The sequence below is a fragment of the Streptomyces sp. NBC_00096 genome (assembly GCF_045041305.1).
GTDB lineage: Bacteria > Actinomycetota > Actinomycetes > Streptomycetales > Streptomycetaceae > Streptomyces.
Genome location: NZ_CP108221.1, coordinates 1,506,556 through 1,517,826 on the forward strand (window position 1 = coordinate 1,506,556; position 11,271 = coordinate 1,517,826).

Here is an 11,271-nt window from a genome sequence, read left to right on the forward strand (position 1 = left end):
CCGGGCCAGGCCCTGGCGCAGCCAGACAGGGACGATCAGGGCCGGGACAGGGGCCGGTCCTGGCCCCGCCGGGCCAGGCATGGCCCGGGCCGGGCCCCATACCGGGGTCCGGGGCAGAGCTCCGGGGAACGGGGGAAGGGCGGGGCGGGGAGCGGCTCCGCGCACCGGGCTGGACGCCGAGGCCCGACGCAGCCTTGCCCGCGCACCCGATCCCGTACCGCCCACCCGGGAACCCGGCTCCGCACTCTCCGCCCGCCCGGCAGCCCGACCCCACACCTTCAGCCCCGCCCAGGAACCGGCCCCGCACCGTCCGCCCCGCCCAGGAACCGGCCCCGCACCCCAGCCCGCCCGGCCCCACACCCTCAGCCCCGGCGAGGAACCCGGCTCCGCTCACCCCGCCCGGGAACCCGACCCCACACCCTCAGCCCGCCCGGGGACCCGGCTCCACACCCTCAGCCCCGCCCAGGGACCCGGCTCCACACCCTCAGCCCCGCCCAGGGACCCGGCTCCGTACCCTCCGCCCGCCCGGGAGGGCGGTCCCGCGCTCCCGTCCAGCCCCGGCCACGGCACCCGCACCCCACCGCCCTCGCGGGACAATGGGGTCATGCCCGAAGGCGACAGCGTCTACCGCACCGCGGCCCGGCTCCGCGAGGTCCTCGCGGGCAAGGTGCTCACCCGGTCCGACCTGCGCGTCCCGCGCTTCGCCACCGCCGATCTCACCGGCCGCACCACCCTCGGGGTCGTCCCCCGCGGCAAGCACCTCCTCATCCGCCTGGGCCCGGCCGCAGACCCCGACGCGCCGTCCCGCGAATCCGATACCCCCCTCACCCTCCACACCCACCTCCGCATGGACGGCGCCTGGCGCATCTTCCCCGCCGCCGCCACCGCAACCACCGCCAACGCCACCGCCATCGCGGCCACGGCCACGGCCACCACCCGCTCGACCCGCCCCGCCGGCCCCGCCGGCCCCGCCCACGAGATCCGCGTCATCCTCGCCACCGCCGACGACACCGCCGTCGGCTACCGCCTCCCCGTCGTCGAGCTGCTCCGTACCACCGACGAGCACCGCGCCGTCGGCCACCTGGGTCCCGATCTCCTCGGCCCCGACTGGAACGCGGCCACCGCCGCCGCGAACCTCCTCGCCACCCCGGCGCGCCCCCTCGGCGAGGCCCTCCTCGACCAGCGCAACCTGGCCGGCATCGGCAACATCTACAAGTCCGAGCTCTGCTTCCTCGCAGCCCTCACCCCCTGGACCCCCGTCGGAGACATCCCGCCGGCCACGCTTCCCCGCATCACCGCCGCCGCGCACCGGCTCCTCGACGCGAACAAGGACCGCCGCCGCAACACCACCGGCAGCTTCCGCCCCGGTCAGGAGCTCTTCGTCTACGGCCGCGCCCACCGCCCCTGCTTCCGCTGCGGCACCCCGGTCCGGGAGGCGGCCCAGGACGGCCGCCCCACGTACTGGTGCCCCCGTTGCCAATCCGGCCCGGCACCATAGTTGACGCTCCGTCAGATGCGGTCGTACCGTCCCCGCATGCCTACACCCACCGCGTACGACCTCACCGGCCGCACCGCCCTGATCACCGGGGCCGCCAGCGGCATAGGCCGCGCCACCGCCGTGCTCCTCGCCGAGGCGGGAGCGGCCGTGCACTGCGCGGACCGCGACGAGCAGGGCCTCCACGAGACCGCCGAACTGGTCACCAAGGCCGGCGGCCGGGCCACCGTCCACCTCCTCGACGTGACCGACCGGGCCGCGGTCAGGGCGGCGGTCGCCCAGGCCGGCCCGCTCGACATCACCGCCGCGATCGCCGGGATCATGCACCGCAGCACCGTCCTGGAGACCTCCGACGAGGACCTCGACCGGGTCCTGGACATCAACTTCAAGGGCGTGCTGCGCACCTGCCAGGAGTCGGCCCGCGCCATGATCGCGGCCGGCCGCCCCGGCTCGATCATCACGATGGCCTCGGGTGCCGTGGACGCCGCCCAGCCGGGCCTGCTCTGCTACAGCGCCGCCAAGGCCGCCGTCGTCCAGCTGACCAAGACCCTCGCCACCGAGGCCGGCCCGCACGGCATCCGCGTCAACGCCGTCGCGCCCGGCTGGATCCGCACCCCGATGACCGACCGCCACAGCCCCGAGGTGCAGCAGCAGACCGAGGCGATGATGACGCGGATGTCCCCGCTGGGCCGTGTGGGCGAGCCCGAGGACATAGCCCGGGCCGTGCTCTACCTCGCCTCGGACGCCTCGTCCTTCATGACGGGCCAGATCCTTCGCCCGAACGGTGGAGTCTCGATGCCCTGGTAGCCGTTCCCCCGGACACGGACTCCACAGCAGCGGCCTCCCCGCCCGCGGACACCCCGCCCACAGACTCCCCCGCCGCAGACACCCCGCCCACAGACTCTCCGCCCACAGACTCCCGGCCCGCGACCTCCCCGCCCGGACCGCCACCACCCCCGTGTACGCCCGCCCTACGCCCCGCACCCGCCGGCCCCGGCACACAGTGCACCGGCAGCAGGCCCAGCCCCCAGCCCCCCACGGCGACCGCACCCTCCAGCGGCCCGGCCTCGGCCGGTGCCAGGGCCAGCCGCAGCACGGCCCACCACCACAGCACGCCCACCGACAGAGTCAGGGCCAGTGCCAGGCCCACAGGTATGCGCAGCAACCCCCGCACGGCCACCTCCAGGGGCCGGAGACCCGGACGGGCCCCATCCTCCCGCACCCCCTCCGCCCCCGCACCCAGAACGGCCGGGAGCCCCGGCCGGTGCCTCAGGCACCGGCCGGGGCTCCGGCCACACTCATACGCTCAGCGCGCAGTCACACGCGCTGACGAATCCATCAAGCGGCTACGACATTCACCGCTTCCACGGGCGCCTTGATGGTCACCCGCTCCGGGCCACCCGTGACCGAGGTCACGGATACCGAATTGAGCATCGGGCGGACCGGTGCGGACACCGGTTCGCTTGCCGCGGCCGACTGTGCCAGCTCGGCGAGCGAGAGCTCGTCGCTGACCTCACGCATCAGCTCTGACATCCGTACGTCAAGCGCGTCGCAGATCGCGGAGAGCAGCTCGGAAGATGCCTCCTTCTGCCCCCGCTCCACCTCGGAGAGATAGCCGAGCGAAACCCGGGCGGACGAGGAGACTTCGCGCAGAGTACGGCCCTGGCGCTGGCGCTGCCGACGCAGCACGTCACCCAGCAGGCGACGGAGCAGAATCATCGGTGGCTCCCTCCTCTGACCGTGTAGCCGTAACCTTCACGCCCCACCGTACCGCCTCGCGCGGCGGCCGTGCGGGGAGCGATGTCGTGTTCACTCAGGGCTGCAAACATCAAATCCCCCCGTCCTGTTCCGTATCCTGCCCCCGCAGATTCTCGCGGAGTTCGCTCGCGAGCAGTTCGAGCACTGTCCGTGCACTCTCCCTACGAATTTCCGCACGGGAGCCTTTCAACCTCAGACGGGCCGTTTTCCTGCTGCCGGGACCCGCCACGGCGATGAAAACGGTGCCCACCGGCTGCCCGTCCTGGGGCTCCGGACCGGCCACCCCGGTGGTCGCGATGCCCCAGGAGGAGCCGAGCACGCGCCGCACTCCGGCCGCCATCTCCTCCGCGACCTGCGCGTTCACCGCACCTTCGGCCGCCAGCAGCTCGGCGTCGACCCCCAGCACCCGGTGCTTCAGCTCGGTCGCGTACGCCGTGACCGAGCCCCGGAAGGACCGGGAGGCACCCGGAACGGCCGTGAGCTCCGCCGCGACCATGCCGCCGGTCAGCGACTCCGCCACAGCGACCGTTCCGTCACTCTCCGCAAGGAGGCGCAGCACATCAGCCGCAACCGTCCCGGTGTCCCCGGCAGCATCTCCGAACTTCAGCACCGCCCCATCCGTCACCGAAGAATCACCCGCCTCTTGCGTTACCGCGCCACGCGCCACGCCGTACACGTCGCCGTCCCCCGCGAGGTTCACCGCGCGGCACGCTCCGCGGCCAGTCCCTTGCGCCGGAGCACGACGGCCTGCCGGATGTAGTCCAGACCGGTGACCACGGTCAGGACTACGGCGACCGCCATCACCCAGAACCGCAGCGTCGCCAGCGGCCCGGTCAGCGCGAGCACGTACATGCCCACCGCCGTGCCCTGGGCCAGGGTCTTCAGCTTGCCGCCCCGGCTCGCGGGGATGACGCCGTACCTGATGACCCAGAAACGCATGAGCGTGATCCCCAGTTCCCGGCCGAGGATCACCCCGGTCACCCACCAGGGAAGGTCACCGAGCCACGACAGACACACCAATGCCGACCCCATGATCGCCTTGTCGGCGATGGGGTCGGCGATCTTCCCGAAGTCCGTGACCAGGTTGTACGTCCGGGCCAGATGCCCGTCGAAGATGTCAGTGATCATGGCGACGGCGAACGCCGCCCACGCCAGCGCCCGCCAGACGGGGTCGTATCCCCCGTCGGCGAGCAGCAGCATCACGAATCCCGGCACCAGGACCAGCCGGATCATCGTCAGGATGTTGGCGATGTTCCACAGGCTGGCCTGGTTGACGGCCGCGGCGCCCAGCTTCGCGCCGGGCGCGGGCCGGCGGCCGGCCCCGCCCGCCGCAGATGCCGGGGCTCCGGTCATCCGGCCGCCTCCTCAAGATCCATGCCCAGGGGCTCCGCCACCAGGTCCACACCCAGGGTGCCGACCACCTTCGCCGTGACGATACGCCCGGGGACCAGCCCCGCGCCGTCCGTGAAGACGACCTGCCCGTCGGTCTCGGGGGCCTGGTGGGCCGCGCGCCCGTAGGCACCCTCGCCGTCCTCCGCCTCGTCGATCGGGACGACCGTCTCGACGAGTACCTCCAGCGTCTCTCCGATCCGCTCCTCCGCGCGCTGCGAGGTGAGCTCCTCGGCGAGGCGCTGCATGTGGGCGAGGCGCTCGGCGATCGTGTCGGCGTCCAGCTTGTTCTCGTAGGTGACGGCCTCGGTGCCGTCCTCGTCGGAGTAACCGAAGACGCCGATGGCGTCGAGCCGCGCGTGGGTGAGGAAGCGCTCCAGCTCGGCGAAGTCCGACTCCTTCTCGCCGGGGAAGCCGACGATGAAGTTGGACCGCACACCGGCCGTGGGCGCCTTGGAGCGGATGGTGTCGAGCAGCTCCAGGAACCGGTCGGTGTCACCGAAGCGGCGCATGGCGCGCAGCACGTCGGGGGCCGAGTGCTGGAAGGAGAGGTCGAAGTACGGGACGACCTTGGGGGTCGAGGTCAGTACGTCGATCAGGCCCGGGCGCATCTCGGCGGGCTGGAGGTAGCTGACGCGGACGCGCTCGATGCCGTCCACCTCGGCCAGCTCGGGCAGCAGGGTCTCCAGCAGGCGGATGTCGCCCAGGTCCTTGCCGTACGAGGTGTTGTTCTCGGAGACCAGCATGATCTCCTTGACGCCCTGCTCGGCGAGCCAGCGCGTCTCGCCCAGCACGTCGCTGGGGCGGCGGGAGATGAAGGAGCCCCGGAAGGACGGGATGGCGCAGAAGGAGCAGCGCCGGTCGCAGCCGGAGGCCAGCTTGACGGAGGCCACCGGGCTCTTGTCCAGGCGGCGGCGCAGCGGCGCGCGCGGCCCGGAGGCGGGCGCGATGCCCTCGGGAAGGTCCGCGGGGGCGGCCTCGCCCGCCGACGGAGTCGGCTCACCGGACGTGGCCTGGGCGTGGCCCGGGAGGGCCACAGCGGTGTCCTGGCGTGCCGCCGGGCTGATCGGCAGCAGCTTGCGCCGGTCGCGCGGGGTGTGGGAAGCGTGGACGCCGCCGTTGAGGATGGTCTGGAGGCGGTCGGAGATGTCGGCGTAGTCGTCGAAGCCGAGCACGCCGTCCGCTTCGGGAAGCGCCTCGGCAAGCTCCTTGCCGTAGCGCTCGGCCATGCAGCCGACGGCCACGACGGCCTGGGTCCTGCCGTGATCCTTGAGATCGTTGGCTTCGAGCAGGGCGTCTACGGAGTCCTTCTTGGCGGCTTCGACGAAGCCGCAGGTGTTGACGACGGCTACGTCCGCGTCGGCGGCGTCCTCGACGAGCTCCCAGCCATCCGCCGCCAAGCGGCCTGCGAGCTCCTCCGAGTCCACCTCGTTACGGGCGCAGCCAAGAGTGACAAGGGCGACGGTACGGCGTTCGGGCATGGACTCAAGACTACTTCGTCCCGGCACCGGCCCCTGCCTCCCGTCCCGGTACGACAAGATCCCCGGAGTGCGGCGTGGCACCCCGGGGATCCGGAACGTTGTATTCCTTGCTGGTCAGCCGTTGATCGACCGCTGCTCAGCCCGCCTGGGCCTGTCCCTGACGCGGATCGTCCTTGGTGTATGTGAGACGTTCCACCTGTCCGGCCTGGAACGCGTCCTTGATCTCCTTGCCGTTCACGAAGAGCTTCACGACCCCGGCATCGCCGAGCACCAGGTCGATGGACTCCTTGTCCGTGAACGTCTTCGACTGCCCCTGCGTGAGCGTGCCGTCGAAGAGGAGCCGTCCGCTGTGGTCCTTGGCCGAGATCCAGCTCTCGCCGTCGTTGGCCGTCAGGACGACCGTGACGAGGTCCTTGGGCGCGGCGGCGATGGCGCTGTCCGAGGGCTCCGGCTTGGGAGCCTTCGGCGCCGGCGGCGCCTGGACGGAGGGCGTGCCGGCGGTCGGGGTGGGTGCGGGCTTGGGGGCGGCGGTACCTTCCGCCACCGGCCGCTTCGCCTTCTCGTCGCCGCCGCCGAAGGCCGTGAAGCCGACGAAGCCGATCACGGCGACGATGGCGGCGACCATGGCGGCGGTCCAGTTGGGCCGCTGCCGTTCGGGACGGATCCGCTCTGCTTCGAACATCGGCGCGGCGGGGGTGGGTGCCGGCCGGCCGCCGTGGGCCGCGTCGTAGCTGTCGATCAGGGGTGCCGGATCGAGCCGCACGGCGCGGGCGAGCGTACGGATGTGGCCACGGGCGTAGACATCGCCGCCGCAGCGCGAGAAATCATCGGATTCGATCGCGTGCACGATCGGAATGCGCACGCGGGTGGTGGAACTGACCTCGTCAACGGTCAGCCCGGCGAGGATCCGGGCCTTCTTGAGGGCCGTCCCGATCGACGGCCCTTCGACGGAACGTTCGACGATGCGGTCCTCGGACCGGTCGTCGGTCGAAGGACGCTCTTCTTCGGGGGAGTTGGCGTTGCCGATGGACACGAGGGCGCCTTTCGAGCGTGTAGCCACCTGCTGGATGTCCAGTCTAGGGGGGTGACGAAAGGGTGGAGCAACCGGAGGGGGGCCTCCCTACGCCATACGAATGGCCAGAGGGCTCCCGCCCGGTGCGGCGGCCGGGAACACGCCGCCACCTCCCTCAACTGGACGCACGCCCGGGGGAAACGGTTGTGCCCGGATCCTTTGCGGTCCGCTCCGAAGCGGTCTGCTCCGATGCGGGCCGGCCCCGTGCGGGCTACTCCGAAGTCTCCCCACGGATCACCGCGAGCACTCCGTCCAGCTCGTCGGCCTTCAGCAGTACGTCGCGCGCCTTCGACCCCTCGCTCGGCCCGACGATCCCCCGCGACTCCATCAGGTCCATCAGCCGCCCGGCCTTCGCGAACCCGACCCGCAGCTTGCGCTGGAGCATCGAGGTGGACCCGAACTGCGTCGAGACGACCAGCTCCGCCGCCTGGCACAGCAGGTCCAGGTCGTCCCCGATCTCCTCGTCGATCTCCTTCTTCTGCTTCTGCCCGACCGTGACGTCGTTGCGGAAGACGGGCGCCATCTGGTCCTTGCAGTGCTGCACGATCCCGGCGATCTCGTCCTCGGTGACGAAGGCGCCCTGCAGCCGGACCGGCTTGTTCGCGCCCATCGGCAGGAACAGCCCGTCCCCCTTGCCGATGAGCTTCTCCGCACCCGGCTGGTCGAGGATGACCCGGCTGTCGGCCAGCGAGGAGGTGGCGAAGGCGAGCCGCGAGGGCACGTTCGCCTTGATCAGACCGGTCACCACGTCCACCGAGGGCCGCTGCGTGGCGAGCACCAGGTGGATGCCGGCCGCACGGGCCAGCTGGGTGATCCGGACGATCGAGTCCTCCACGTCGCGCGGGGCCACCATCATCAGGTCGGCGAGCTCGTCGACGATCACCAGGAGGTACGGGTACGGGCTGAGCTCGCGCTCACTGCCCGGCGGCAGTTTGATCTTGCCGTCGCGGATCGCCTTGTTGAAGTCGTCGATGTGCCGGTACCCGAAGGCCGCCAGGTCGTCGTAGCGCAGGTCCATCTCGCGCACGACCCACTGGAGCGCCTCGGCGGCCCGCTTCGGGTTGGTGATGATCGGCGTGATCAGGTGCGGAATGCCCTCGTACGCCGTCAGCTCCACCCGCTTGGGGTCCACCAGCACCATCCGGACGTCCTCCGGGGTGGCCCGCACCATCACCGAGGTGATCAGGCAGTTGATGCAGGAGGACTTGCCGGAGCCGGTGGCGCCGGCGACCAGCACGTGCGGCATCTTCGCCAGGTTGGCCATGACGTAGCCGCCCTCGACGTCCTTGCCGAGCGCCACCAGCATCGGGTGGTCGTCCTCGGCCGCATCGGCCAGCCTGAGCACGTCCCCCAGGTTGACCATCTCGCGGTCGGTGTTCGGGATCTCGATGCCGACCGCCGACTTGCCCGGGATCGGGCTGATGATGCGCACGTCCGGCGAGGCCACGGCGTAGGCGATGTTCTTCGCCAGCGCCGTGATCCGCTCGACCTTCACGGCCGGTCCCAGCTCCACCTCGTAGCGGGTCACCGTCGGGCCCCGGGTGAAACCGGTGACCTTCGCGTCGACCTTGAACTCCATGAACACGTTCGTCAGCGAGGCCACGACCGCGTCGTTGGCGGCGCTGCGGGTCTTCCCGGGCCCGCCCTTCTCCAGCAGGTCCAGCGAGGGCAGCGCGTACGTGATGTCCCCGCGCAGCTGGAGCTGCTCGGCGCGGGGCGGCAGCGCCTGGGTCTCCGGCGGAGCCTTGGTCAGGTCGGGAACCGACAGCGTCCCGGAGGCCGCCGAAGTGGTGTCGTGCGGCGTGGGCGCGAGCGCGGCCGCTGCTGCGGAAGGGGACTCGGCGGCGGCCGGCGCGGGGGGCTCCTCCTCCCGGGCGGCCGGCACCGGAGCGGTGATCTCCGTGCCCTGGCGCTCCACCGAGATGCCGTGCGTGAGGTCGGCGACCAGCGGGGAGGGCGGCATCCCGCCGTACACCACCCCGTCCAGCGCGGCGGCGGCCGCGGCCGCCACGTCGACGGCGTCCATCCCCCGGTCCATGGCCGGCCGGCCGGTGGCCCGCCGGGGGCGCCGACGCCGGGCGAGCGCCTCCTCCTCGGCGGCCTCCCCCGGGTCACCCGGCCCGGCGCCGGCGGAGCGCGCCCGCCACTGCTCGGCGTCATGCCGGTCCTGCGCCTGGGCGGCCGCTCCCCCGGTCTCCCCGTACCCCTCGTCGTACTCGTTCGGCGCGATGAGACCCAGCCGGATCCCCGCGCTCCGCAGCCGCTGCGGGATCGCGTTGACGGGGGTGGCGGTGACCACCAGCAGCCCGAACACGGTGAGCAGCACCAGCATCGGCACGGCCAGCGGCGCGCCCATCGTGAAGATCAGCGGCTTCGAGGCGCCCCAGCCGATCAGCCCGCCGGCGTTCTGCATGGCGGTGGTGCCCTCGTCGCGCCCGGGAGCTCCGCAGGCGATGTGGACGAGCCCCAGGACCCCGATGACGAGCGCGGAGAGCCCGATGCCGATGCGGCCGTTGGCGTCGGCCTGTTCGGGATGGCGGATGAAACGTACCGCCATGACGCCGAGCAGGACCGGCACGAGCAGATCGAGCCGCCCGAAGGCGCCGGTGACCAGCATGGTCACCAGATCCCCGACGGGTCCGCTCAGGTTGGACCAGGTCCCGGCGGCCACGATCAGCGCGAGCGCGAGCAGCAGCAGGGCGAGGCCGTCCTTGCGGTGGGCCGGGTCGAGGTTCTTCGCGCCCTGCCCGATGCCGCGGAAGACCGCTCCGACCGCGTGCGCGATGCCGAGCCAGAAGGCCCGCACCAGCCGCAGCACGCCCCCGGTGGGGGACGGCGCGGGTTTGGGCGCGACCTTCTTGACCGGGGCGCGCCTGGTGGCCGCCGGCTTCTTGGCGGGCGGCTTGCGAGCGGGGGCAGTCTTCTTCGCCGGCGCCGTCGTACGGCCGGTGCGGCCCTTCGCGTTGCCCGCAGTGCTCTGGGAACCCTTACCGGACGTACTTGAGGCCATGGGCCCGAGGTTACCGGTGCGCGCGCCGGTGGACACGCGTGCCCACCCCTTCACCCGTTCGTGTCGCCCCCGTCCGCGTGGGCTGACGCCCCGCGCCCGTGGCCCGCCCTGACGCTCCGCCAGACCTGACGGACCACCAAGCGGGCTCACGGCGAGACGTGTGCGACCCTCAGCCCTGAGCCCTCAGCCCCGCGCACTCACCCCTGCGCCGGCAGCACGGGAGTGGCGCCGCCGGTCCCCGGCTCCAGCGCGTCGAGCGCCCGCCGCAGACCGGTGAGCTTGCGCTCCAGATGGGCCGCGGTGGCCACCACCGAAGGATCGGCCGCTTCCTCGCCGAGCTGCTTGGTGAGCGCCTCCGCCTGCTCCTCCACCGCGGCGAGCCGCGCGGAGAGCTCGGCCAGCAGGCCGGCCGTCTCCTTGGACCCGTCCACCGCGCCGTTGGTGCTGCCGCCCTCCAGCTGGAGCCTCAGCAGCGCCGCCTGCTCGCGCAGTTGGCAGTTCTTCGTGTACAGCTCCACGAACACCGAGACCTTGGCCCGCAGCACCCACGGGTCGAAGGGCTTGGAGATGTAGTCCACCGCGCCCGCCGCGTACCCGCGGAAGGTGTGGTGCGGACCGTGGTTGATCGCCGTGAGGAAGATGATCGGGATGTCCCGGGTCCGTTCCCGCCGCTTGATGTGCGCGGCCGTCTCGAAACCGTCCATTCCCGGCATCTGCACGTCAAGCAGAATGACCGCGAAATCGTCCGTCAGCAGCGCTTTGAGCGCTTCCTCCCCCGACGACGCCCGGACCAGTGTCTGATCGAGCGCGGAGAGGATGGCCTCCAGCGCCAGCAGATTCTCCGGCCGGTCGTCGACCAGGAGGATCTTGGCCTTCTGCACCATGCCCTGTCCTCCTCGCCCCGGCATGGGGCCTCCCCGGCTCCTGGCACCGGCCTGTGCGCCGGGCCCCGCCCCAGAGGACGGCATCCTTGCGCCGTCCGTCCTTGTGCCGGTCATCGTAGCCCCAGTCCCGAGATCGCCACACCCTGTCACCAAGATGTCACTGTGCACGGATCGGAAACGTG

At 72.1% G+C, this 11,271-nt stretch carries 9 protein-coding genes; 2 read left to right on the forward strand and 7 right to left on the reverse strand.

Going from position 1 to position 11,271, the window contains the following annotated elements:
• The first annotated feature begins 604 nt into the window (after nt 1–604).
• Nucleotides 605–1,498, forward strand: coding sequence for an Fpg/Nei family DNA glycosylase (locus OG904_RS06235; RefSeq protein WP_405488204.1), 894 nt, complete (start codon nt 605–607; stop codon nt 1,496–1,498).
• 36 nt (nt 1,499–1,534) lie between these two features.
• Nucleotides 1,535–2,302, forward strand: a complete 768-nt coding sequence (locus OG904_RS06240; protein WP_405488206.1) for an SDR family NAD(P)-dependent oxidoreductase — start codon at nt 1,535–1,537, stop codon at nt 2,300–2,302.
• Between the two features lie 531 nt (nt 2,303–2,833).
• Here OG904_RS06240 and OG904_RS06245 read toward each other — a convergent pair.
• The 7 genes from OG904_RS06245 to OG904_RS06275 all read right to left on the reverse strand — a co-directional run bounded on the left by OG904_RS06245 (nt 2,834) and on the right by OG904_RS06275 (nt 11,089).
• The gene (locus OG904_RS06245) at nt 2,834–3,214 is read right to left on the reverse strand and encodes a helix-turn-helix transcriptional regulator (protein ID WP_328301131.1); all 381 of its coding nucleotides are present in this window, start codon (nt 3,212–3,214) and stop codon (nt 2,834–2,836) included.
• A gap of 109 nt (nt 3,215–3,323) precedes the next feature.
• Complete coding sequence (locus tag OG904_RS06250; protein ID WP_405497805.1) at nt 3,324–3,860, reverse strand: CinA family protein; 537 nt, start codon at nt 3,858–3,860, stop codon at nt 3,324–3,326.
• A gap of 89 nt (nt 3,861–3,949) precedes the next feature.
• Entirely contained in the window at nt 3,950–4,606 is a 657-nt protein-coding gene (gene pgsA, locus OG904_RS06255; RefSeq protein ID WP_405488209.1) for a CDP-diacylglycerol--glycerol-3-phosphate 3-phosphatidyltransferase, read from the reverse strand.
• Nucleotides 4,603–6,123, reverse strand: coding sequence for a 30S ribosomal protein S12 methylthiotransferase RimO (gene rimO / locus OG904_RS06260; RefSeq protein ID WP_405488211.1), 1,521 nt, complete (start codon nt 6,121–6,123; stop codon nt 4,603–4,605). The genes pgsA and rimO overlap by 4 nt, the downstream gene beginning before the upstream one ends.
• 136 nt (nt 6,124–6,259) lie before the next feature.
• Nucleotides 6,260–7,156, reverse strand: coding sequence for a helix-turn-helix domain-containing protein (locus OG904_RS06265; RefSeq protein ID WP_405488214.1), 897 nt, complete (start codon nt 7,154–7,156; stop codon nt 6,260–6,262).
• Between the two features lie 250 nt (nt 7,157–7,406).
• Nucleotides 7,407–10,205 (reverse strand): DNA translocase FtsK, encoded by a 2,799-nt coding sequence (locus OG904_RS06270; protein WP_405488216.1) that lies wholly within the window; start codon nt 10,203–10,205, stop codon nt 7,407–7,409.
• A 197-nt stretch (nt 10,206–10,402) separates the two neighbouring features.
• Nucleotides 10,403–11,089, reverse strand: a complete 687-nt coding sequence (locus tag OG904_RS06275) for a two-component system response regulator (RefSeq protein ID WP_405488218.1) — start codon at nt 11,087–11,089, stop codon at nt 10,403–10,405.
• Nucleotides 11,090–11,271: the final 182 nt, after the last annotated feature.

What these genes read in the sequence shown, in the direction of transcription:
- OG904_RS06235 (WP_405488204.1), top strand. Translation starts at nt 605, where the DNA reads ATGCCCGAAGGCGACAGCGTCTACCGCACCGCGGCCCGGCTCCGCGAG.
- OG904_RS06240 (WP_405488206.1), top strand. Translation starts at nt 1,535, where the DNA reads ATGCCTACACCCACCGCGTACGACCTCACCGGCCGCACCGCCCTGATC.
- OG904_RS06245 (WP_328301131.1), bottom strand. Translation starts at nt 3,214, where the DNA reads ATGATTCTGCTCCGTCGCCTGCTGGGTGACGTGCTGCGTCGGCAGCGC.
- pgsA (WP_405488209.1), bottom strand. Translation starts at nt 4,606, where the DNA reads ATGACCGGAGCCCCGGCATCTGCGGCGGGCGGGGCCGGCCGCCGGCCC.
- rimO (WP_405488211.1), bottom strand. Translation starts at nt 6,123, where the DNA reads ATGCCCGAACGCCGTACCGTCGCCCTTGTCACTCTTGGCTGCGCCCGT.
- OG904_RS06270 (WP_405488216.1), bottom strand. Translation starts at nt 10,205, where the DNA reads ATGGCCTCAAGTACGTCCGGTAAGGGTTCCCAGAGCACTGCGGGCAAC.
- OG904_RS06275 (WP_405488218.1), bottom strand. Translation starts at nt 11,089, where the DNA reads ATGGTGCAGAAGGCCAAGATCCTCCTGGTCGACGACCGGCCGGAGAAT.